The 23,293-nt window shown below is 39.7% G+C and carries 25 protein-coding genes and 1 riboswitch; of the genes, 6 read left to right on the top strand and 19 right to left on the bottom strand.

The features are described 5' to 3' along the window. Position 1: 1 nt before the first annotated feature. From thiM to HNQ85_RS04500, 4 genes are all read right to left on the bottom strand, one after another. On the bottom strand, positions 2–808 hold the full coding sequence (gene thiM, locus HNQ85_RS04515; protein WP_181536574.1) for a hydroxyethylthiazole kinase: 807 nt from the start codon (positions 806–808) through the stop codon (positions 2–4). A 154-nt stretch (positions 809–962) separates the two neighbouring features. Continuing rightward, positions 963–1,072, bottom strand: a riboswitch (TPP riboswitch). Positions 1,073–1,313: 241 nt separating this feature from the next. Then, complete coding sequence (pyc, locus tag HNQ85_RS04510) at positions 1,314–4,760, bottom strand: pyruvate carboxylase (protein ID WP_181536573.1); 3,447 nt, start codon at positions 4,758–4,760, stop codon at positions 1,314–1,316. Between the two features lie 66 nt (positions 4,761–4,826). Beyond that, on the bottom strand, positions 4,827–6,047 hold the full coding sequence (locus tag HNQ85_RS04505; protein ID WP_181536572.1) for an FtsW/RodA/SpoVE family cell cycle protein: 1,221 nt from the start codon (positions 6,045–6,047) through the stop codon (positions 4,827–4,829). A gap of 134 nt (positions 6,048–6,181) precedes the next feature. After that, positions 6,182–6,469 (bottom strand): DUF1507 family protein, encoded by a 288-nt coding sequence (locus HNQ85_RS04500; protein WP_181536571.1) that lies wholly within the window; start codon positions 6,467–6,469, stop codon positions 6,182–6,184. A gap of 170 nt (positions 6,470–6,639) precedes the next feature. Here HNQ85_RS04500 and HNQ85_RS04495 point away from each other — a divergent pair, with 170 nt between their 5' ends. After that, complete coding sequence (locus HNQ85_RS04495; RefSeq protein ID WP_181536570.1) at positions 6,640–7,137, top strand: peptidyl-prolyl cis-trans isomerase; 498 nt, start codon at positions 6,640–6,642, stop codon at positions 7,135–7,137. A gap of 80 nt (positions 7,138–7,217) precedes the next feature. On the opposite strand, the gene HNQ85_RS04490 is transcribed toward HNQ85_RS04495, so the two are convergent. Continuing rightward, a complete protein-coding gene (locus HNQ85_RS04490) occupies positions 7,218–8,549 on the bottom strand; it encodes a PhoH family protein (RefSeq protein WP_181536569.1) in 1,332 nt (443 codons plus the stop codon). 143 nt (positions 8,550–8,692) lie between these two features. Between HNQ85_RS04490 and HNQ85_RS04485 the strand changes: the two genes are divergently transcribed. Continuing rightward, on the top strand, positions 8,693–9,292 hold the full coding sequence (locus HNQ85_RS04485) for a YhcN/YlaJ family sporulation lipoprotein (protein ID WP_181536995.1): 600 nt from the start codon (positions 8,693–8,695) through the stop codon (positions 9,290–9,292). A gap of 89 nt (positions 9,293–9,381) precedes the next feature. On the opposite strand, the gene HNQ85_RS04480 is transcribed toward HNQ85_RS04485, so the two are convergent. Further along, positions 9,382–9,837, bottom strand: coding sequence for a pyridoxamine 5'-phosphate oxidase family protein (locus tag HNQ85_RS04480; RefSeq protein ID WP_181536568.1), 456 nt, complete (start codon positions 9,835–9,837; stop codon positions 9,382–9,384). A 151-nt stretch (positions 9,838–9,988) separates the two neighbouring features. Between HNQ85_RS04480 and HNQ85_RS04475 the strand changes: the two genes are divergently transcribed. Further along, positions 9,989–10,189, top strand: a complete 201-nt coding sequence (locus HNQ85_RS04475; RefSeq protein ID WP_181536567.1) for a YlaI family protein — start codon at positions 9,989–9,991, stop codon at positions 10,187–10,189. Between the two features lie 245 nt (positions 10,190–10,434). On the opposite strand, the gene HNQ85_RS04470 is transcribed toward HNQ85_RS04475, so the two are convergent. The 3 genes from HNQ85_RS04470 to typA are packed head-to-tail and all read right to left on the bottom strand — an operon-like array spanning position 10,435 to position 12,887. Further along, entirely contained in the window at positions 10,435–10,722 is a 288-nt protein-coding gene (locus HNQ85_RS04470; protein WP_181536566.1) for a hypothetical protein, read from the bottom strand. Between the two features lie 12 nt (positions 10,723–10,734). Then, positions 10,735–11,031, bottom strand: a complete 297-nt coding sequence (locus HNQ85_RS04465) for a YlaH-like family protein (RefSeq protein WP_181536565.1) — start codon at positions 11,029–11,031, stop codon at positions 10,735–10,737. Between the two features lie 14 nt (positions 11,032–11,045). After that, positions 11,046–12,887, bottom strand: a complete 1,842-nt coding sequence (typA, locus tag HNQ85_RS04460; RefSeq protein WP_181536564.1) for a translational GTPase TypA — start codon at positions 12,885–12,887, stop codon at positions 11,046–11,048. Between the two features lie 123 nt (positions 12,888–13,010). Here typA and HNQ85_RS04455 point away from each other — a divergent pair, with 123 nt between their 5' ends. Further along, on the top strand, positions 13,011–13,196 hold the full coding sequence (locus HNQ85_RS04455; protein ID WP_181536563.1) for a YlaF family protein: 186 nt from the start codon (positions 13,011–13,013) through the stop codon (positions 13,194–13,196). A gap of 122 nt (positions 13,197–13,318) precedes the next feature. Here HNQ85_RS04455 and HNQ85_RS04450 read toward each other — a convergent pair whose 3' ends face one another. The 4 genes from HNQ85_RS04450 to HNQ85_RS04435 form a co-directional block, all read right to left on the bottom strand. After that, positions 13,319–14,113: an inositol monophosphatase family protein gene (locus HNQ85_RS04450; RefSeq protein WP_181536994.1), complete on the bottom strand. Its 795-nt coding sequence runs from the start codon at positions 14,111–14,113 to the stop codon at positions 13,319–13,321. A gap of 195 nt (positions 14,114–14,308) precedes the next feature. Further along, a complete protein-coding gene (locus tag HNQ85_RS04445; protein WP_181536562.1) occupies positions 14,309–14,497 on the bottom strand; it encodes a hypothetical protein in 189 nt (62 codons plus the stop codon). A gap of 211 nt (positions 14,498–14,708) precedes the next feature. Next, complete coding sequence (locus HNQ85_RS04440; RefSeq protein WP_181536561.1) at positions 14,709–14,978, bottom strand: UPF0223 family protein; 270 nt, start codon at positions 14,976–14,978, stop codon at positions 14,709–14,711. 32 nt (positions 14,979–15,010) lie between these two features. Continuing rightward, a complete protein-coding gene (locus HNQ85_RS04435) occupies positions 15,011–15,970 on the bottom strand; it encodes an NAD(P)H-dependent flavin oxidoreductase (RefSeq protein ID WP_181536560.1) in 960 nt (319 codons plus the stop codon). A gap of 192 nt (positions 15,971–16,162) precedes the next feature. On the opposite strand from HNQ85_RS04435, the gene HNQ85_RS04430 reads away from it, so the two are divergent. Next, on the top strand, positions 16,163–17,635 hold the full coding sequence (locus HNQ85_RS04430; RefSeq protein WP_181536559.1) for an aminotransferase class I/II-fold pyridoxal phosphate-dependent enzyme: 1,473 nt from the start codon (positions 16,163–16,165) through the stop codon (positions 17,633–17,635). A 134-nt stretch (positions 17,636–17,769) separates the two neighbouring features. Here the strand turns inward: HNQ85_RS04430 and HNQ85_RS04425 are convergent, their stop codons facing one another. Further along, positions 17,770–17,886: a GapA-binding peptide SR1P gene (locus HNQ85_RS04425; protein WP_181536558.1), complete on the bottom strand. Its 117-nt coding sequence runs from the start codon at positions 17,884–17,886 to the stop codon at positions 17,770–17,772. A gap of 197 nt (positions 17,887–18,083) precedes the next feature. Beyond that, positions 18,084–18,389, bottom strand: a complete 306-nt coding sequence (locus tag HNQ85_RS04420) for a DUF3055 domain-containing protein (RefSeq protein WP_181536557.1) — start codon at positions 18,387–18,389, stop codon at positions 18,084–18,086. 152 nt (positions 18,390–18,541) lie between these two features. Here HNQ85_RS04420 and HNQ85_RS04415 point away from each other — a divergent pair, with 152 nt between their 5' ends. Beyond that, positions 18,542–18,976 carry a DUF1885 family protein gene (locus HNQ85_RS04415; RefSeq protein WP_181536556.1) on the top strand — a complete coding sequence of 145 codons (435 nt, stop codon included), beginning with the start codon at positions 18,542–18,544 and terminating at the stop codon, positions 18,974–18,976. Positions 18,977–19,002: 26 nt separating this feature from the next. Here the strand turns inward: HNQ85_RS04415 and HNQ85_RS04410 are convergent, their stop codons facing one another. From HNQ85_RS04410 to HNQ85_RS04395, 4 genes are all read right to left on the bottom strand, one after another. Then, positions 19,003–19,245, bottom strand: a complete 243-nt coding sequence (locus tag HNQ85_RS04410; RefSeq protein WP_181536555.1) for a hypothetical protein — start codon at positions 19,243–19,245, stop codon at positions 19,003–19,005. A gap of 195 nt (positions 19,246–19,440) precedes the next feature. Further along, entirely contained in the window at positions 19,441–20,850 is a 1,410-nt protein-coding gene (lpdA, locus tag HNQ85_RS04405) for a dihydrolipoyl dehydrogenase (RefSeq protein ID WP_181536554.1), read from the bottom strand. A gap of 4 nt (positions 20,851–20,854) precedes the next feature. Then, positions 20,855–22,156, bottom strand: a complete 1,302-nt coding sequence (locus HNQ85_RS04400; RefSeq protein WP_181536553.1) for a 2-oxo acid dehydrogenase subunit E2 — start codon at positions 22,154–22,156, stop codon at positions 20,855–20,857. Between the two features lie 156 nt (positions 22,157–22,312). Further along, the gene (locus HNQ85_RS04395; RefSeq protein WP_181536552.1) at positions 22,313–23,290 is read right to left on the bottom strand and encodes an alpha-ketoacid dehydrogenase subunit beta; all 978 of its coding nucleotides are present in this window, start codon (positions 23,288–23,290) and stop codon (positions 22,313–22,315) included. Positions 23,291–23,293 lie beyond the last annotated feature (3 nt).

Here is a 23,293-nt window from a genome sequence, read left to right as displayed (position 1 = left end):
CTCATCTTTTTTCAATGGAGCCATATTGGCTAATTTCTACAGCGCCTACTTTGGCGAGCTCGTTTAAAAACTCGATTTGAAAACTTCCTGGTCCTTCTTCACCTTTTTTACTTGCTGCTACTTCAGCTGCCACTCCGTAACTGACAAGCGCAGAGACGGCCGCTAAAAGCAAGTCTTTCTCAACCGCTGCAAACGCTCCAATAACCGAAGTTAGTAAGCAGCCTGTCCCCGTTACTTTTGTTAAAATCGGATGACCGTTATGGATAACGTATGTCGTGTCACCATCGGTAACGACGTCCTCTTTACCAGTAATCGCAACAATCGTTCCTAATTGTTGTGCCACTTTTTTCGCTAAGGCAACAACATCTCCGCTTCCTTCTCCTGCATCGACGCCTTTAATGTCCCAGCTTTCTCCTATTACATTGGCGAGTTCAGCGGCATTTCCTCTTACAATTGAAATTTTCACTTCTTTAACAATTTTTCTCGCTGTTTCCGTTCGATAAGCGGTGGCACCTGCACCAACCGGATCAAAAATCACCGGTACTCTGTTCTCATTTGCCGATTTTCCTGCAATGAGCATCGCTTCGATTTCTGTTTCATTTAGCGTGCCAATATTCAGCACAAGCGCTCCTGCTATTCTTGCCATATCAGCAACTTCTTCTTTTGCATACGCCATTACTGGGGAAGCGCCTAACGCTAAAAGACCGTTAGCAGTAAAATTTGTCACAACGACATTTGTAATATTATGGACGAGTGGATTAACTTGGCGCACTTTTTCTAACGTTTTTACAATCTCTCGCATCTTCATAATAAAATTTCGTCCTTTCCCTCATTGGAATTTTTGGAGAATTTAACACATAATCAGGCCACCATCGACAAAGAACGAAACAAGCTCCATTTTCTCTGTATCTTTTTTCTTAAAAATAATGAAAAAAGCACTTTGCGCGTAAGCAAAGTGCCTATTAATCCCTTATCACTTTCCCTACGCTGGCATTACCCAACAGGTTCAAACGGTCAACGACGGATTAGTCGTACTCTCAGCCTGATTCCACAGGCTCCCGCTAAAAATTCATTTCTATATATTTATACAATCAAAGTCTATTCCTTCAAAAAAGAATGCAAGTAAAAACAAAAAATGTTAAAAAATGAAGAAAAACTTTCATGTACTCATACCATTTGTTCCACAAAAAGAAGAAGAGCTGACCCATAAGTGTCTGACCTCATGTGCATCTCACAATATATCGTTCATTTATTCAATGTTAGGCCCTATATATTATAAGGTCGTACACTTTGCTTTTGGGTCAGCCTCCTTATTATTTTGTTAATTCTATGAGTAAATCGCCCGTTTGGATGGCATCTCCATTTTTCACATAAATATCTTTTACAATGCCGCTGAATGGTGCTTGCACCGTTGTTTCCATTTTCATCGCTTCCGTAATCATGAGATGGTCTCCCTTGCTCACTTTTTCCCCCTTTTCAACTAACACTTTTACAACGGTTCCCGGCATTGTTGCCGCAATATGATTCGGATTGTTCTTATCGGCTTTGATACGCGAAGCAACTGTTGTTTTAATGCTCTCATCTTTAATCATCACTTCGCGCGGTTGTCCGTTCAATTCAAAGTAGACGACACGCGTTCCATCGGCTTGTGGTTGCCCAATTGAAACAAGCTTTACGATTAGCGTCTTTCCTTTTTCAATCTCTATTTCAATTTCTTCACCAAGACGCATTCCATACAAAAATGTCGGTGTATCTAGCACAGATATGTCACCAAATTGTTCGACTGTTTTTGTATAGTCAATGAACACTTTTGGATACAAAGCATACGCAAGCGCATCAAAGTCCGTCACTTGTCGATCGAGCATATGGAACAATTCTTGCTTAATTTTCTCAAAATCGACTGGTTCTAATAGTTCGCCTGGTCGCACTGTAATTGGTTCGCGTCCTTTTAAAATAATGCGCTGTAATTCTTTCGGGAAACCACCATGCGGCTGTCCTAAATAACCTTCGAACAACTCGACAACCGAATCTGGGAAGTCAAGTGTTTCACCGCGTTCATAAATATCTTGCTCAGTCAAGTTATTTTGCACCATATATAACGCCATATCGCCAACAACTTTCGATGAAGGAGTGACTTTTACAATATCACCGAACATGTCATTGACACGGCGATACATCTCTTTTACTTCATCCCAACGATCGCCCAAGCCAACCGCCTTTGCTTGCTGCTGAAGATTGCTGTATTGTCCGCCTGGCATTTCATGCATATATACTTCCGTATGCGGTGCATTCATACCGCTTTCAAACTCTTGATAGTATTTGCGAACATCTTCCCAATAACGAGAAAGCTGTTCCAATGCATTGATATCAACATTTGGCATCCGCTCTGTTCCTTCAAGCGCATAATAGAGCGTATTGGCACTTGGTTGTGACGTTAGTCCGGCCATCGAGCTTACGGCAACATCGACAATATCGACTCCGGCTTCAATCGCTTTTGCATAAGTGTAGATACCGTTACCACTTGTATCATGCGTATGAAGATGAATCGGAATATCAATCGTCTCTTTCAACGCAGAAATTAATACATACGCTGCCTGTGGTTTTAAAAGACCAGCCATATCTTTGATTCCTAAAATATGTGCACCTGCTTGCTCTAATTCTTTCGCAAGGCTTTTATAATAATCTAAATTATACTTCGTGCGCGTCGGATCTAAAATATCACCTGTATAACAAATTGCCGCTTCGGCAATTTTTCCTGTCTGTCGTACCGCATCAATGGCAACAGTCATGCCTTTTACCCAGTTTAAGCTATCAAAAATACGAAATACATCGATGCCGGCATGTGCTGACTTCTCGACAAACTCGCGAATGACATTGTCCGGATAGTTCTTGTATCCAACTGCATTAGACGCTCTCAATAACATTTGAAATAGCAAGTTTGGAATTCGTTCACGAAGCTTAAGTAAGCGATCCCACGGATCTTCTTTTAAAAAACGATAGGCAACATCAAATGTCGCTCCGCCCCACATTTCAAGCGAGAACAAGTCCGGCAATAACCTTGCTGTCGGTTCAGCAATGTGTACTAAATCGGTCGTACGTACGCGCGTTGCTAAAAGTGATTGATGTCCATCGCGGAACGTTGTGTCCGTTAATAATACTTTCTTCTGTTCTTTTACCCATTGAACAAGACCTTCTGCTCCACGTTCTTTAAGAATTTGTTTCGTTCCGTTTGGAATTGGCTCAGAATGCTTTACTTTTGGAATGCGCGGCTTTTCAAATACCGGCTTCTTTTTCTTTCCGATTCCCGGAAAACCATTGACTGTTACCGTACCGATGTACGTTAACATCTTTGTACCGCGGTCTTTTATTTTCGGGAAAATAAATAGTTCAGGCGTTGAATCAATAAACGAAGTGTCGTACTCTCCTGTTAAAAATTTTGGATGTTGCACAACGTTCTCTAAAAATGGAATGTTTGTTTTAATTCCACGAATTCGAAATTCCCGCAAATTGCGCAACATTTTTCTTGCCGCTTGCTCAAATGTCAATGCCCATGTGGATAATTTCACAAGCAATGAGTCATAATATGGTGTAATAACCGCTCCTTGGAACCCATTTCCCGCATCTAAACGGACGCCAAATCCGCCTCCAGAGCGATATGCCATAATTTTCCCTGTATCCGGCATAAAGTTGTTTAACGGATCCTCTGTTGTTACACGTGATTGAATCGCATATCCGTGAACATGAATATCTTCCTGTTTTGGAATGCCCACAACATCGCTGTGAAGCGAATGACCTTCCGCAATTAAAATTTGTGACTGAACAATATCAATCCCCGTAACCATTTCGGTAATGGTGTGTTCTACTTGAACGCGAGGATTCACTTCAATAAAGTAAAACTCATCGCCAGATACTAAAAACTCAACCGTACCCGCATTAACATAATTTACATTTTTCATTAGTTTAACAGCCGCTTCGCAAATTTCATGACGAAGCTTATCAGATAATGACACGCTCGGCGCGATTTCGACTACTTTTTGATGGCGGCGTTGTACAGAACAATCGCGTTCATATAAATGAACAATGTTTCCTTCATAGTCACCGAGAATTTGTACTTCAATATGTTTAGGATTTTCAATTAGTTTTTCTACATATACTTCATCGCTGCCGAACGCTGCTTTTGCTTCCGATTTCGCTCGCTCATATGCTTCTTTTACTTCCGCTTTTGAACGAACGATGCGCATGCCTCTTCCACCGCCGCCTAATGCTGCTTTAATAATAAATGGATAACCATACGTTTCGCCAAAGCGGACTACTTCTTCCAAGCTATTTACAGGACCATCGCTTCCAGGAATAACTGGAATCCCTGCCAATTGCGCTTGATGACGAGCCTTTACTTTGTCACCAAACATATCCAGATGCTCTTGTTTTGGGCCGATAAAAATGATTCCTTCTTCTTCGCATCGTTTAGCGAATTGAATATTTTCAGAAAGGAATCCGTACCCTGGATGAATGGCATCAACATCATGGCTTTTGGCGATTTCAATAATTCCTTCAATATCTAAGTAAGCATCAATCGGTTTTTTCCCTTCGCCAACTAAGTATGCTTCGTCTGCTTTATAACGATGATAGGAACCTGCATCTTCCTTTGAATAAATCGCTACTGTACGAATGCCAAGCTCAACGCAGGCACGAAACACACGAATGGCAATTTCTCCACGGTTTGCTACAAGTACTTTGTTAATTCGACGATTTTTTCTCATCCTATTCCTCTCCCCCTTTATCATAATAAAAAACTATAATGATTTAACGATTTTGTAAATACATTGTTAAAAAGTCAGACCTCTTTTTTGTGAATTTTTCACAATATTCGTTGTCTCGGCTTTCCCCTTATAATTCGCTTCATATTTGACAAACATTGATATATTGACAAGCATCCCAAGAGATGCCAAGAGAAGAAGAAGTGAAGAGCCGCCGTAACTGACTAAAGGTAGTGGTACCCCTGTAATTGGGATAAGCCCTATAATTCCGCCAAGATTAATGCACGTTTGAATGCCAATCATCGCAGAAACACCAATTGCAAGCAAACTCCCAAACGCATCTTGGCACTTTCTAGCAATCGTTAAACCACGCAAAACGATAAAGGCGAGCAATATAATGACAAAGGCCACACCAAATATCCCTAATTCTTCAGCAATAATCGACATAATAAAATCAGTATGTGCTTCTGGCAAGTAACCATATTTTTGAATACTTTCTCCTAATCCACGCCCTTTTAAGCCGCCTGAGCCAATGGCTAAATAAGAGTTAACTAAATGAAATCCTGCATCATCAGCATATTTAAACGGATCAAGAAATCCATCAATACGCGACATTCTCTCTTTTGAAAAAATTTCATCTCCTAAAACAGGAAGCCAAAACGGTGAAAATATAGCGACAATCATACTTAAAAATAAAATTTGCTTAAATAAAAGCTTCAAGCGGATTCCCGATGAAACAATCATACTGAAACAAATGAGTAAAATAATCATGGCGGTTCCAAAGTCTGGCTGAATAGCAATGAGCGCACATATAAATAAAGTGTAATAAATCGGAAATATATGCCTCTTATCAGGTTTGGAAAGCGATTTTTGTTTGTTCGCAAACACAGCTGCTAAATAATTAATTAATCCTAATTTAACAAATTCAGCTGGCTGCACATTAAAGGAACCAAACTTAAACCAACTTGTTGCGTTATTCGCCGTATGCCCGGCAATAAAAACGGCAAATAAAATGACAGGCATTCCAAAAAAAATGGCCAATACCCATTTTTTTTGCGCAAACACTTTATAAGGTATAACCATCATACAGAAAAAAACAAAAGTTCCAATTATAAGCCATAATTTTTGTTTTTGATAAAAATAATCGCTCTCCAATCCAAATCGAACAACCGCCGAAATCATGCTGGAGCTATATATCATAATAAGCCCGAAAATACAAAGCATAAATATAGCGATTATTAAAGGGTAGTCATAGGACTTTGCGATTTTTTTTAATAACTGCTTATCCATCTTCCCTCTTCCTTAGTTAGTAATAATTCTTATTTAATTTTACTATAATAATTCGAATAATACTTTAGTTTTCCTGCAAAAACACAAAAACTCAAACGGCTGACTAACAACCATTTGAGTTGCTGTTTATATTATTATCCCCGCTTTTTTACAGTCGCTTCATGAAGATTTGACAATTCTCGCTCTAACTGGTCAAGAATCGCTTTGCCATCTTTTTCATCTACAAGACCTAGACGAATAGCAAAATCAATTTCGCGCGATAATCCAAACATTTGGGTATCCAGCACTTCTTCATAAAGAGGACATTGGGGCATTGTTAAATTATCCATTTGTACTTGAATGAGTTTTACAATTTTATCAGCATCTGCTTTTAGAAGTGCGTACGCTCTTTCACGATAATTAATCGCCGTATTTGACGTCACATCTATCCCTCCGTTCCCCGTGCGATTACACACACAATCCTTCTTTAAATGTTAACGTGAAACAAGCAAAATTTCAAGTTGAAAGAGTTGTGGCTCATAGATGTATCACATGACAAATGAATAATTTACCACTATACTAAAGATAGTGTGGAATGGGGGAGGTTATTAATGTGGAAAACATTATTCCAATCACAGGAAAAGTGAGATTCTCAATTACCCTTGATCCTGGTGTATGGATTTTTGATGATCGCAAAGTGGACTTGCTAACATATTTTTCAGAGGCAAAACAAGAAAAGCAAAACGAAGAAGAGGAAATAAAAAAAATTTCTGCATATTGGGATCGCGAAATTCAAGAGGGAGCGGTTTTTCCACCGACTTTAAAAACCGAAAAAACATATGAAAAAGAAAAAGTGATTAACGGGACATTCGGAATGCGCTTAGAACCTTTTTTACGAAATGCAGAACCACTTGCTGATGCAACAACATTAACCATTGTGACGGAGCATAAAGAAATTCAAATTCCGTTAGAACTAGCTTATGAAGCAGTATTAGGATTTTCGAAAAACGGAAAACCATTGAAAGAAGATGGGCCTGTCCATTTTTATTTTGGGGATGGTTCCAATCAGCATGAACCTATTACCCATATTCGTAAGTTTATTGTTTCTTAAAATAATCGTCTAAAAAAAAGAAGGCAGACTCCCTTTAAAGTGAAATACGACCAAAAGGGAGCTGCCACTTTATTTTAGTATTATAACAAATCGGCTGCAAGCTGTGCTAACCCCGATCGCTCCCCTTTTATTAATCGAATATGTCCTGCCACCTTTTGTTCTTTGAATTTCTCTACTACATAAGTCAAACCGTTATTATATTCATCTAAGTACGGATGGTCAATTTGTTCAGGGTCTCCCATTAATACAATTTTACTTTTTTCACCGACACGCGTTAATATCGTTTTTACTTCATGTTTGGTTAAATTTTGCGCTTCATCAATAATAATAAATTGTTCCGGTAAACTTCGTCCGCGAATATATGTAAGCGCCTCCACTTCAATGGAACCCATTCCTGCTAAAATCGCATCTAATTCCCCCGGTTTTTTCGTATTAAACAAATACTCTAAATTATCGAATATCGGCTGCATCCAAGGCCGCAATTTTTCTTGCTTTTCTCCAGGCAAAAATCCAATGTCTTTGCCTACAGGAACAATCGGTCTTGCAACAAGCAACTTTTTATACCTTTGTAAATCTTCCGTTTGCATCAGGCCTGCTGCTAAAGCTAGGAGAGTTTTTCCCGTACCCGCTTTTCCAATTAACGTAACAAGTGAGATATCCTCCCGCATTAACAGCTCAAAAGCCATCGTCTGTTGGGCATTTCGCGGATGAATTCCCCATACATGCTCATAGTTGAACGATAAACGTTTGACCTTTTTGCCAGTGTGATCAACGATACCGATTGCTGATGCGGAGCCGCCAAGCGCATCTTTCATAATAATAAATTGATTCGGATAAAAAGGGTGATTCGTTATTTCGGCAAGAACAAGCTCCCCTTTTTCATAAAATCGATTAAGATTTTCAATGTTTATGTACAAATCCAAAAAGCCAGTATAAATATGATCAACTTCAACAACACGGTCGCTTAAAAAATCTTCAGCCTGCAAGCCTATCGCATCTGCTTTTACGCGTACAAGAGCATCTTTGCTCACTAAAATAACCGCTCTTCCGTTTTCTTTTGTTTGTTCTTCAAGCGATAAATTTTTTGCCACAGCTAAAATGCGGTTATCGTTCGTTTTTTCCACAAAAATTTCTTGAAGTTGTTGAAACGAGCGATGATTGAGTTCAATCCGTAATACCCCTCCATTATCTAACGGAATTTTTTCATGTAATTTCCCGTTCTCACGCAATTGGTCAATTAATTTCGATACTTGTCGAGCATTTCGTCCGATTTCGTCCATATAACGCTTTTTTGAATCTACCTCCTCTAACACAACCGCTGGAATGACCACCTCATTGTCTTCAAATGAGAAAATCGCATAAGGGTCTTGCAGCAACACATTTGTGTCTAACACATATATTTTTTTACCCAAATTTTCGTTCCCCCTGTCCCTTAAAGTTTTGATATACATGTTTAACAGCCGGGACTGTTGCTTATATATATGAGTGGATGCATAAAGATAGAAGAATGTTCACAAAATAAAGTTAAAAATATCGCTGTCTAGAGGTGTAAATGATGAGAGTATTTTCTAACCTAATAATCGTCGCGGCTATCTTCATTACTTTTGCAGGTTGTAATTTAAATGAAAAAAACAATAGCTCAAACAATAACTCTGTTGTTCATGTAAAAAACACAACAGATGAAAAAGTTGTCAATAAATCCGGTCAGGACATTGCTAAACGTCTTGTAAAAATTGCTAGCAGCGTACCTAATGTAAATGATGCAACCGCCGTTGTTGTCGGCAAATATGCCATCGTCGGGATCGACGTCAATTCAAAAGTTGATCAATCCCGGGTAGGCACAATTAAATACTCTGTCGCAGAAAGCTTACAAAAAGATCCTTACGGTGCCAATGCCATTATTATTGCTGATCCTGATTTAAATGTCAGACTAAGAGAAATCGCCCGCGAGGTTAACAACGGACGACCAGTACAAGGATTTATGGATGAATTAGCTGCTATTGTCGGGCGAGTAATGCCTGAAGTACCTAGCGACTTATTAAAAACAACAAATCCCGAACCAACAGAACAAAACAATTCACAATTAAATTCAAATGAAAAAGAACGATTAAATAATCGTCAGGAAAAGCAATCAAATGACTACTTAAATAAATAAAAGAGAGGCTGACCCTAAAACAAAGTATCAGATCGCAGGATTGTGTATGTGATCTGACACTTATGGGTCAGCCCCTTTTATGTATTGTGTTACGCATTGCGAAGAGCTGTCATCACTTGATTGTCCAACTTCGCTGCCGCCTGTGCATCATACGTTTTCTCGTATTTTGGTTCTACAGAAATTTTGGAGCCGTAAAACATGACATCGCGCACTTCATTAATTTCAATTTCTACAAGCGCTAATTTTAAAGGAACTTCTTCCATTTTTTCAACCTTCACATGTGCTTTTCCACTAATAGAATATGTAGATTCATTCGCAATTAAATTAACGACAACAAGCGGATTATTTTTGATATTTTGCACAATGCGTGAGCGATTGTCTACCGCAAAATAAATTCGTCCTTCATCAGGAGCATAAATCCATGAAATCGCACTCACATTTGGTCCACCTGTTTCATGGTCGATGGTAGCAATTGTCACAAAACGCTCTTTTTGCAGAGCATGGAATAATGGTTCGATTAATTTTGGCTCTACTTGATTTGCCATATAAATCCCTCCAAAATAATATATTTATTTTTATCATACTTATTTTTCCATGAACTTAAAACTAAAAACTGACATTTCTTCAGAAAAGTATAAAAATCATGGTATACTATGTTCATAAACGTTAATCTTTCTCTATAAAAAGAGGTGCATCATGAAAGTAAAATGTGTTCTTTGCGATAAAATCGACGTTATTGACGATGAATCACTGTTGGCAAAACGCTTGCGTAACCGCCCTATTCATACATATATGTGCTCAGAATGCCATGAGCGGATAGCTGAAAAAACAAAAGCACGCCTGGCCACAGGGAAATTCCGATTTTACCGTTCAACAACTTCTGAGGATGAGTGGTAATACTATCAGTCCTACTTGCGGCATTGCCTAAGGGTTACTTTTTAAGTGAATTGGACCATTTATCGACAATGAACTTCTCCCTCCTCCCCTTGGTTGAGAGGAGAGGGACTTCTCAGAAAACCTGTTAAAGAAATCTCTTCTATTACTGATGGATATACCGTTTTTTGGTTGATTTTTGGCCATATTCTATATGCTGGAGTTCTTACTTTGTTCAAAAAAAAACCGAGTTGATAAAACTCGGTTTTTTATGTCGGATAGTTGGCATACTTTTCTGGTTCACTGTTGATTTGTTCTAACATGACCTCAATTAATTCCACAGGGAATCGCGCTGTTTTTTGTTGATCGTCCTTTTCAAACGTAATGAGATACATTGCTTTATCTTTTGTGATATGAAGGTTGGTTATTTGAAAATCATTTTTTAAAATTTCCGCAAAAAAACTTTCTGTTTCCCTCGCCGCTTGATCGTCTGGTCGCGCATCAGCTACCACTTTAATCGTCAGCCAATTATATAACGCATCTTGGAGCGATTTCATTGACTCACCGCCTTATTTCTTCGCCTGATGGAGACGCACTTTATAAATGATAAGCACAAGTGCCGCAATGACAAGACCTTCGGCAACGGGCAAAAAAACGGCAAAAAACGTTAAAATCGTACACCCTAATGCAAGTAAAGTGTATATGATGACATTTTTCAACAGCGGTAATTTTTTCGCAAATCCGAGCCAATAAACGATGATTGAGAGAACGAGTACGGTAAAATAGAGAAGCCACATCCCCCGTTCTGGATGTGTATTCACTTGATAGAGTGAAGCAAAAAACGAGAGTCGCTCAACAATGTCCATTCTTCTCCTCTCCTTTACTTGGCTTGCTCGGCGAGTTTCTTTTTCTTAGCTATTTTCTCACGTTCATTTTTATCTAAAATCTTTTTGCGCAGGCGAATTGACTGCGGCGTCACTTCACAATATTCATCGTCATTTAAGTATTCAAGCGCTTCCTCAAGCGTCATAATGCGCGGCTTTTTCATTGTGATAGTTTGTTCTTTTGTTGAAGAACGAATATTTGTCATATGCTTTGTTTTACAAATATTCACAACCAAATCATTTTCTCGCGTATGTTCACCAACTATCATTCCTTCGTATACTTCCGTTCCCGGCTCAACAAAGATAGTGCCTCGGTCTTCTACCTGCATAATCCCATAAGCAGTCGCTTTACCTGTTTCCATAGAAATGAGCACACCTTGACGGCGGCCGCCGATTTGTCCAGACTGCAGTGGCTGATAGCTGTCAAATGAATGGTTCAAAATCCCATAACCACGTGTTAACGACATAAATTCTGTCCGATAACCAATAAGCCCACGGGACGGCACCATAAAGATGAGACGCACTTGACCGTTTCCATTATTAATCATATCAACCATCTCACCTTTACGGGCACCAATTGATTCCATGACCGCTCCAGTATATTCTTCCGGAACATCAATTTGTACGCGTTCAATCGGCTCACAAATGACACCATCGATTTCTTTTAAAATCACTTCCGGTTTCGATACTTGCAATTCAAAGCCTTCCCGGCGCATATTTTCAATTAAAATCGATAAATGTAGCTCCCCGCGCCCGGAAACAATCCATGCATCAGGGGAATCCGTGTTTTCGACTCGTAAGCTAACATCTGTTTCTAACTGTGCGCGTAAACGCTCTTCAATTTTCCGAGCCGTGACATATTTTCCTTCCCTTCCGGCAAATGGGCTGTTATTGACGAGGAACGTCATTTTTAACGTTGGTTCATCAATGCGCAATACCGGTAGCGCTTCCTGATGGTCAATCGGACAAACGGTTTCCCCGACGTTGATATCTTCCATGCCGGAGACCGCCACTAAATCTCCCGCTTTCGCTTCCTCAATCTCAATTCGCTTGAGTCCGAAAAAGCCAAACATTTTTGTCACGCGAAATTGTTTTACCGAGCCGTCTAATTTCATTAGCGCAACTTGCTGGCCGACTTTCATCGTGCCGCGGAATATACGGCCAATCCCGATCCGTCCGACATAATCGTTATAATCAAGAAGCGACACTTGGAATTGCAGTGGCTCTTCACTGTTGTCTACAGGAGCAGGAATATGTGTAATAATGGCTTCAAATAAAGCAGTCATATCTTCATCTTGCTTGTCCGGGTCTAAGCTCGCTGTACCATTAATCGCAGAAGCATAAACAACAGGGAATTCCAGCTGTTCCTCTGAAGCATCTAATTCAATAAACAGATCGATGACTTCATCGACGACTTCTGCAGGTCGGGCAAACTCACGGTCAATTTTATTAACAACGACAATTGGCGTTAAGTTTTGCTCAAGCGCTTTTTTTAATACAAAGCGCGTCTGTGGCATACAGCCTTCATATGCATCCACAACAAGCAGTACCCCGTCAACCATGCTCATAATACGCTCGACTTCACCGCCAAAATCCGCATGTCCCGGAGTATCTAAAATATTAATTCTTGTTCCTTTATAATTGATCGCCGTATTTTTTGCTAAAATGGTGATGCCGCGCTCACGCTCTAAGTCATTCCGGTCCATTGCTCGCTCTTCTACATGCTCATTGGCGCGAAATGTCCCTGCTTGACGCAGCAATTGATCGACTAGCGTTGTTTTCCCATGGTCAACATGGGCGATAATCGCAATATTCCGAATGTCATTCCGTATTTTCAAACTTGTCCACTCCCATGTTTATAATAGCTTACCTATTATACCATAAACACAGTAGAAAAGCGGAATGTTTTCGTGTACACTATAAAGCAAGATACTGTGAACAAGCGAAGGGAGTTAATAAGCATGAACTCATTTCAACCAGTTTTCCTCTTTTTTGCCGTGCTGGCTACTGCTTGTATAATGGGAATTGGAATTTTTATTGCCGAAAGAAGTCCTCTGGGCATCATTTTTTCTACCATTGGCCTACTAGTAACAATGGGGACTGGTTTTATGACAAAAAAACGGATGCGTGAAAAAGGGGAAATATAGTAGAAGCTGACCCAAAAGTAAAGTGTCAGACCCCACAACAACATATATAGAACATCACATTGGATCAACGAATGATATGTTGTGCAATGTACGTGAGGTGAGACACTTATGGGTCAGCCTATTTACTTACGAACATACTTATTTAAAATTTCTTCATGCAACCCAGGTTTTGCTACAAGAACAGAATTTTCTCCGAGTAAATTTAACGGCTCGCCATACAAATTGGTGACAATGCCTCCTACTTCATGAACAAGCACTAATCCCGCAGCAAAATCCCATGGCGATAATCTCATCGTAATATATGCATCTAAACGTCCTGAAGCAACATATGCCATTTCAAGAGCAGCTGAGCCGTATGAACGTGTCCCGCGTACATCTTTCACTAACGGGGCCAATACATTCGCATCAATTCGCTTATTTTTGGTGACCCATGTAGCGTTGAGCGAAACAATCGATTCGGAAATCGATGTTGCTGCCAACGGAGAAAGCGGAATACCATTTAAAAACGCTCCTGTTCCTTTATGAGCATAATATAGTTCATCATGGACGACATCATAAATATATCCAAGCATTCCGACACCATCTTCATAAATACCAACGGAAATCGCAAAATTTCGTTGTTGATGAATAAAATTCATCGTACCATCAATAGGATCAATAATCCAAACAACGCCTTCTAACGCGGTTAAGCAATCGCCAAATCCCTCTTCTCCGAGGACACGATGTTGAGGAAATGTCTTTCGTATATTTTCAATAAAAAACTGCTCAATCTCACGGTCAACATTTGTGACTAAATCGGTGCGACTCGACTTTGTTTGAATCGTTAACTGTTGCTGGAATGTATCTTTAATTCGTATCCCTGCTTCTTTTATCCACTGTTGCGCATACTGGTCGATTTTTTTCCACTTTTCATTCATCATAAATTTCCTCCCACCATCATATCGCAACCTTCTCATTCAATAACGTCTACTCATCACAAAAATAATATGTAGGAATATAAATTAGATTAGTGCAATTTCTCTTTCTTATCAAGAAAAAATCACTTTTTCAAAACTTTCAGATGTTGAACGAAGAAAAAACGAACCCGTCTAGGTTCGTTGTAATTTTTCACATTAAATTCCAAGACGAATCATCTCTTGACGTAATTTTTCTAATTTACGCTTGCATTCTTTTTTCTTTTCTTCATCATTTTCCATCATCGCCTCATAAAGAGTAGCTAATTCATAATCTAACTCCAAGCGCAGTACCGCAATCCGTTTTTCACCGTCCATACGTTTAAGACCGTTGATTACTTTTTTCATAACAAGGAGCACCCCTTTCTACATAATCACGAAAGCACGTTTCTAGAAGATAGAATTTTCTGATATTTCATTTTTATATATATTATGTTAGGAAAGGGGGCTATGCAACAAAATTGTGCAATTGTCTATCTTTACTAAATATTAACTCCCCGCTTAGCAAACGCCTGAAGCACGGGGAGAACGCACTTGTTTTTACATGCAAAAGGAGTGTTTACATTTTAATAAAGTCACCGCTTTTTGCTTCTTTCGCTTTTTTGACTGTCAGATATGAGGAATAGCCGCTGACTTTTTCAAATTCATCACACAGCTTCTTTTCCTCGCTCTTGCTCGGTACAATTTCTTTAAAGCGGCGGTATGCATTGATGAGTTGATCGCGCTCAATTCCTTTTTCATAAGCCTTTTCAATCGTTTCGAAAAATTTCACGACATCAATAATTTCTTGTGCCGTCCAATCGTATGAAATTGGGTATGCATAGTTCAAAGATAACACCTCATTTATGTGAAACGCTATTTTTAGATTGCCCATTGCTTGCGAATTTGTTCCGCTTGCTGAATCATGCGCGCAAAAAGTTCTGCAATCGTTGGCACATCCTGAATAAGTCCCATTACTTGACCAGCCCATGCGAAGCCCTCGCTCGTTTTCCCGTCATAAATAAAGCGACGATTTGCTTCTCCGCTTATATACTCTTTTAAATCTTCATAAGAGCCTCCATTCTTTTCAATTTCTAATATTTTTTCTGTCCATTCGTTAGCCATAGCACGTGCTGGAGCTCCTAAACTTCTTTTTATGACAACTGTATCGCTTTCCGAACCTTTTACAAGCATTTCCTTGTACACCTCGTTCGCATGTACGCATTCCTTTGTTGCGATAAAACGAGTCCCCATCTCAATCCCTTCCGCACCAAGCGCAAATGCTGCCATTAAGCCTCGTCCATCGCCAATTCCCCCTGAAGCAATAACCGGAATAGAAACAGAATCCACAACTTTAGGAATTAGCACGAATGTTCCGATATCATGTTTTCCCAAATGCCCGCCGCCTTCCTGTCCAACAACCATGACAGCATCAGCACCGAGCTCTTCTGCTTTTACTGCCTGGCGGACAGCAGCAACAAGCACCAATTTTTTTACTTCTACCCCTTTTAATTGCTCAAATATCGGAGCAGGATTTCCACCTGTCATCGAAATAACGGGAACGTTTTCTTCGATGGCTACTTCAAGCATATGGGCAAACGGTCTGCCATGCTGGCCAATGGCAAAGTTCACGCCAAAGGGTTTATCCGTTTTGTCTCTCACTTTCTTAATCTCTTCACGCAATTGTTCTGGTGTTTCCAATGACATCGCTGTAATTTGTCCTAATCCCCCCGCATTGGAAACCGCAGCCGCTAAATCAGCATAAGCTAAATAGGCAAGTCCACCTTGAATGATTGGATATTTAATTCCTAACAATTTTGTTACTCTTGTTTCCCAATTCATTTGTCATCCTCCTTTATATAATTGTATATTTCGTCTTATTCATGCAATATCCTTTAACAAATTCGCCTTAAAAATTTCTTTGCAAACATAAAAATAAGTGCTATAATGCATTTGTTTTATATAAAAGCATTTGTTTTATATAAAAAGATATCCATTGTTGATTATAAGATTATAAAGAGGTGTGGGGAAACATTGTCACAGTTTGAAACGCCATTGTTTACCGGGTTATTAGAACACATAAAGAAAAATCCAATTCAGTTTCATATCCCAGGGCACAAAAAAGGTGCAGGAATGGATCCACATTTCCGAGATTTTATTGGTGAAAATGCATTAGCCATTGACTTAATTAATATTGCTCCACTCGATGACTTACATCAACCAAAAGGCATAATTAAACGCGCCCAAGATTTAGCTGCTGAAGCATTTGGAGCTGACTATACATTCTTTTCTGTGCAAGGAACAAGCGGAGCGATTATGACAATGGTGATGTCTGTTGCGGGGCCTGGTGATAAAATTATCGTGCCGCGCAACGTTCATAAATCTGTAATGTCCGCTATTGTGTTTTCAGGAGCAACACCAATTTTTATCCATCCGGAAATTGACAAAGAACTTGGAATTTCCCACGGCATTACTCCAGAGACCGTTGAAAAAGCGTTAAAACAACATCCTGATGCGAAAGGTGTTCTTGTCATTAATCCAACGTACTTTGGCATTGCCGGAGATTTAAAGAAAATAGTAGAAATCGCTCATTCGTACAATGTCCCTGTGTTAGTCGATGAGGCACATGGCGTGCACATTCATTTTCATGAAAAATTGCCGCTTTCTGCGATGCAGGCTGGCGCTGATATGGCAGCAACAAGCGTTCATAAATTAGGCGGTTCCATGACACAAAGCTCTATTTTAAATGTTCGTGAAGGCTTAGTATCAGCCAAACGCGTTCAAGCCATTTTAAGCATGCTAACAACAACTTCAACATCGTATTTATTACTTGCTTCATTAGATGTTGCCCGCAAACGCCTTGCGACAGAAGGACATGAGCTTGCAGAAAAAGCAATTCAATTAGCGGAAAAAACCCGCAAAGAAATTAATGAAATCAAATATTTATACTGTGTCGGCGAGGAAATTCTCGGAACAAAAGCAACGTACGATTACGATCCAACAAAATTAATCATTTCCGTCAAAGAGCTTGGTTTAACCGGATATGATGTTGAAAAATGGTTGCGAGAAAACTACAATATCGAAGTCGAACTATCTGACCTTTATAACATTTTATGTATCATTACACCTGGGGATACAGAGAAAGAAACGAACGCTTTAGTGAATGCGCTTCGCCATTTATCTGAACAATTTAGCCATCAAGCTGCTGAAGGCGTCAAACCAAAAGTGCTGCTTCCTGATATCCCTGTTCTTGCGTTAACACCGCGCGATGCTTTTTATTCGGAAACGGAAGTCGTCCCATTTGAGGAATCGGCAGGACGAATTATTGCGGAGTTTATTATGGTGTACCCACCTGGAATTCCAATTTTTATTCCAGGAGAAATCATCACGCAAGAAAACTTAAACTATATTAAAAAGAACCTCGAAGTCGGTTTGCCTGTTCAAGGGCCAGAAGATGATACGTTAAAAACATTACGAGTGATAAAAGAGCATAAACCCATTCGCTAACCACTTAAGGTGCAGCTAGACAGTGCTGCACCTTTTACTATTAAACTTTAAATTAAAGAAAAAACGCATGCTATCCCGTTCGCATGCGTTTATATATACAAAACCTTTCCCCCATTTGTTTGACCGTAACTCTATTATTCTTCTGTTTCGTCAGTGTCACATTCGTTACATTGACCGTAAAGTGTTGTCACTTTTTCATCTTCGAAATGACCGATGGTTGAATTACATGTTTGGCACACAATTGTTCCCATCTTCATACCCCTTTTCTTAAAACGTCTTGAAAACGCTTAATGTTTTACTAATTAAATAATAATATATCACATTTAGAATGTCAATGGTAAAATTGTATAACACATTAACTTTTTATATAGCCATTTTATTTATATGTGTATGTAAAAAAGGAAATAAAATAAGCGAAGCAGCATGAAAAGTCTGCTTCGCTTATCGTTTATTCATATTGCGCTGCTTCTAATGGAGCAAATGACGGTAATGTATCTTTGAAAAATTCCGCTAAATCGGCAGCTTGTTCGATTGTGTCAATACGGAAAATTCGTTGCAGAGATTCGTGGTCTTCTATATCTTTTGGATCGAGGAGGGCAGAGCGGCCTGTTTGCATGCAAATCACAAGAGGTTTACCGAAGAACATGTTCGTGTAGACGATACCAAAGTCATAACGGACATCTTTGGTCGTGAAGCCGACAAAACGAACCTTTACTTTTTCGTGCTCGTCATACAATTTTTCAAATAAATTCATAGAACCCCTCCTTTTTAAATATTTGGAATTTTATTATAACTTAATGATTCTATTTCATCAATAACAAATATTTTTAATTTTTCAAGTTGTGATTCCTTTCTATAAAATGGTAGAATGAAAGGGGATGTCGAAATAGTAGAGGTGGTTTGACGATGGCAACACATGCATATATCAAATTAGTTTCTGCATCAAAAAAGAAAACGATTACATTATCAGAAGTAAAAGAATTATTTCAATATTATCAAGACATCACCAAGAAAACTGGGGAACAATTAGGGTGGAGTTACGCAGAGGCGGCATTTCCTTATACGATTGTGGAGACAGATGAAGGAAAAGAACAATGGTTTTACTTAAAAGGAAAAAGCGACCGTTATCGAACAATTATTGTCGGTGTCGGGCAAGAACAAATTCTGAATGAAGATACCGGTGAAGCGGAAGAACAAACGTTTATTCAAGTCACCTTGCCGCAAGGAGCAACACATGGTGACAAAGGAAAAGCGAATGAATTTTGCAAATTCCTCGCTAAAAAACTAGAAGGAGAGCTGCATTTATTTAATGGACGCGTAATGTATTATTATAAACGATAGCTGCTCAAGCGCTATCGTTTTTTCATTTAATGGATAAAACTCCAAAACAATTGTTGGAAGCTAAAATAAACGATAAGTGTCATAATCGTGGTAAATAACGCTTTTTTTGTGCGTAATCCCATTTTTTGCGCGAATAGAAAGGCAATGTACAAAAATATACAAAGAAGCATTCCTTTAAAAAAAGGGCGATCTCGTGCCGAAAGCCATTCTACAAGTGAAAAAGCGCTCCAAATAAGCGATTGCGTTAAACATACAACATATTCCTTCATTCAAAAAACCTCCATATTTTCTCTTATCATAAAATTATGTACGTGCTTGGACAATTATTTTATAATCCGTTCTAAAATCCAATAAAAAAAGAGACTGACCTCAAGTCAGCCCCCACAAAACAATATATAGAACATAACTATATATTGCGAATACACATGAGGTCAGACACTGATAGGTCAGTCCCTTTTTTCAAATTATTTTATGATATGAATCGGACTTCCAAGAGCCACTTCCGCTGCTTCCATCGCAATTTCACCTAATGTTGGGTGCGCATGAATCGTCATAGCGATATCTTCAGCTGTCATGCCTGCTTCAATCGCAAGCCCGAGCTCAGCAATCATATCAGACGCATTTGGCCCTACGATTTGCGCACCAATGATAACACCATCATCTTTGCGCACAACAAGCTTCATAAAGCCATCTGCATCGTTAAGCGCAAGTGCACGACCGTTTGCAGCAAATGGGAATTTTGCTGTCGTCACTTCAATACCTTCGTCTTTTGCTTGTTTTTCAAAATAGCCGACAGAAGCACATTCTGGGTCAGAGAATACAACAGCAGGAATCGCTAGATAATCGATTTCTGACGGATGGCCAGCAATCGCTTCTGCAGCAATTTTTCCTTCGTAAGACGCTTTATGTGCTAAAGGTGGTCCAGCAACAATATCACCAATCGCGTAAATGTTAGGTACACTTGTTCTGCACTGTTTATCAATTTCAATAAGACCGCGCTCAGTCATTTTAATGCCTAATTGTTCAAGACCAAGCTCTTCTGTATTTGGACGACGGCCGACTGTCACAAGCACATAGTCAGCATCAACCGTTTTTGTCTCGCCTTTCACTTCAAATGTAACAGTTACGCCATCTTCACGTTCTTCAACACCTTTAGCGAGCGCATTTGTAAATACTTCAACACCTTTTTTCTTTAAGCGGCGCTTCACAACTGCGGTCATTTGCTTTTCAAAGCCGGAAAGGATTTCGTCAGCACCTTCAAGAATCGTTACTTTTGTACCAAAGTTTGCATATGCAGTACCAAGCTCTGTACCGATGTAGCCACCACCGATGACTACCATTGATTTTGGAATTTCTTGCAAGCTCAATGCTCCAGTAGAGTCAAGCACACGTTTAGAGAATTTAAATCCTGGAAGTTCAATTGGACGTGAACCTGTTGCGATAATTGCATTTTGGAACTTATATGTTTGTGCGCTATTTTCTGTCATGACACGCACTGTATTCGCATCTACAAAATATGCTTCACCACGTACAATTTCTACCTTATTTCCTTTTAATAATCCTTCAACGCCGCTTGTCAACTTTTTAACAACGCTGTTTTTCCATTCTTGTACTTTTGAAAAATCAACTGCCACATTTTCTGCTTTAATTCCCATGTCCTCTGAGTGTTTTGCAACTTCAAAGCGATGGCCTGCAGAAATTAATGCTTTTGATGGGATACAACCAACATTTAAGCACACACCGCCGAGATTTGCTTTCTCGACAATCGTTACTTTTTGTCCTAATTGTGCAGCGCGGATCGCTGCTACATAACCACCAGGACCTGCACCAACGACAAGAGTTTCAGTTTCAATTGCGAAATCGCCGACTACCATTGTTTTACGCCTCCATTAATAATAATTCTGGGTCGTTTAGTAAACGTTTAATATGATTTAATGCATTTTGTGCTGTTGCACCATCAATCATACGATGGTCGAAGCTTAATGACAACGCTAATACCGGAGCAATCACAATTTCACCATCGCGAACGATTGGCTTCTCACTAATGCGACCAATACCAAGAATTGCTACTTCTGGATGGTTAATTACTGGAGTGAACCATTGGCCGCCAGCAGAACCGATATTCGTAATTGTGCAAGATGCTCCTTTCATTTCATTTGGAAGGAGTTTTCCTTCGCGAGCTTTTGTAGCTAGCTCGTTAATTTCTTTCGCAAGCGCAAAAATTGACTTACGATCTGCGTGTTTCACAACTGGTACAAGAAGACCTTTGTCTGTATCAGCTGCAATACCAATATTGTAATAATGTTTATAAATCACTTCATCTGTTGCATCATCGATAGATGTATTCAATGTTGGGAATTCACGCAGCGCAGATGTTAAAGCTTTTACAACGTAAGGCAAGAACGTTAACTTGATGCCTTTTTGCGCAGCGATTTCTTTGAATTTCTTGCGATGAGCAACAAGCTTTGTCACGTCGACTTCGTCCATTAATGTAACGTGTGGAGCCGTATGTTTGGAATTTACCATCGCTTTTGCAATTGCGCGACGGATGCCGCTCATTTTCTCGCGAGTTTCTGGGAATTCCCCTTCAAGTACAACTGGTTGAGCAGCAGGCTTAGCTTCTGCTTTCGGAGCTGCTTTTTCCTCTGCAGCTGGAGCTTCTTGAACTGGTGCAGCAGCTGTCGCACCACCGGCTAAGAATGCATCAATATCACTCTTTAACACACGGCCATTTTTTCCTGTTCCTTGTACAAGACGAATGTCTACGCCTTTTTCACGCGCATATTTGCGAACAGAAGGCATCGCAATGACGCGGCGGTTTGGATCTACTTCAGCTGTTTGAGCTGCCGCTTTTTCTGCCGCTGCTGGAGCTTCTTCTTTTACTTCCTCTGCTTTTGGTTCATCATCATGATCTTGACCTTTAAATTTAAGATTTTCATATCCAGGAGCATCAAATTTAATTAACGTTTGGCCAACTGTTGCCACTGTTCCTTCATCCACTAAAATTTCAAGCACTTTTCCTTTTACAGGAGATGGAATTTCTACAACTGCTTTATCGTTTTGAACTTCGCAAAGCACATCATCTTCATTTACTTCATCGCCAGGTTTTACGAACCATTTAACAATTTCACCTTCATGAATACCTTCACCGATATCTGGCAATTTAAACTCAAATGCCACTTTTCGTCGACCTCCTATTGTCTTTTTCAATTCGGGGCTGACCCATAAGTGTCTGACCTCGCGTGCATATAATCCTATATATTGCGTTGTGAGGTCTGACACTTCGCATTTAGGTCAGCCTTATGCTTAATCAGTGCTATTATGTTTTCTCTAAAATTAGAAACTCATTACTTTCTTTGCAGTTTCGATTACATCTTTAAAGTTTGGTAACCAAACTGGCTCAGCTTGAGAGAATGGATATACAGTATCAGGTGCAGCTACACGCAACACTGGAGCCTCAAGGCTTAAAATTGCACGGTCATTAATTTCTGCAACAACATTTGCAGCAATACCAGCTTGTTTTTGCGCTTCTTGAACAACGATTGCACGTCCTGTTTTTTCAACAGATGCAATGATTGTTTCAATGTCTAATGGCTGAACTGTACGCAAGTCAATGACTTCTGCAGAAATTCCTTCTTTTTCAAGTTCTGTAGCCGCTTTTAATGATTCATGCACCATTGCACCATACGCGATAATCGTTAAATCTTTTCCTTCGCGCTTAATGTCCGCCTTACCGATTGGAATCGTATATTCTCCTTCCGGTACTTCTTGGCGGAAAGAACGGTAAAGCTTCATATGCTCTAAGAAAATGACAGGGTCATTATCACGAATCGCAGAAATTAATAAACCTTTTGCATCATAAGGTGTAGAAGGAATGACAACTTTCAATCCCGGTTGTTGTGCAACTAATCCTTCTAAGCTATCTGCGTGCAGCTCTGGCGTATGAACGCCGCCACCGAACGGAGAACGAACAGTAATCGGCATGCTGAAGCGCCCGCCTGAACGATAGCGCATACGAGCCATTTGACCGTTAATAGAGTCCATTACTTCGTATACGAATCCAAAGAATTGAATTTCAGGGACCGGACGAAAACCTTTTACCGCTAAACCAACAGCAAGACCACCGATTCCTGATTCAGCTAGCGGAGTATCAAATACGCGATCTTCGCCAAATTCCGCTTGCAATCCTTCTGTTGCACGGAATACTCCCCCATTAAGACCAACGTCTTCTCCGAACACTAAAACGTTTGGATCATTTTTCAACTCGATGCGCAATGCATCAGTGATTGCTTGAATCATTGTCATTTGCGCCATGGC

It is taken from the genome of [Anoxybacillus] calidus (assembly GCF_013760845.1).
GTDB lineage: Bacteria > Bacillota > Bacilli > Bacillales > Anoxybacillaceae > Paranoxybacillus > Paranoxybacillus calidus.
The sequence above is the reverse complement of the archived record's forward strand: the minus strand, read 5'-3'. Positions and strand labels throughout refer to the sequence as shown.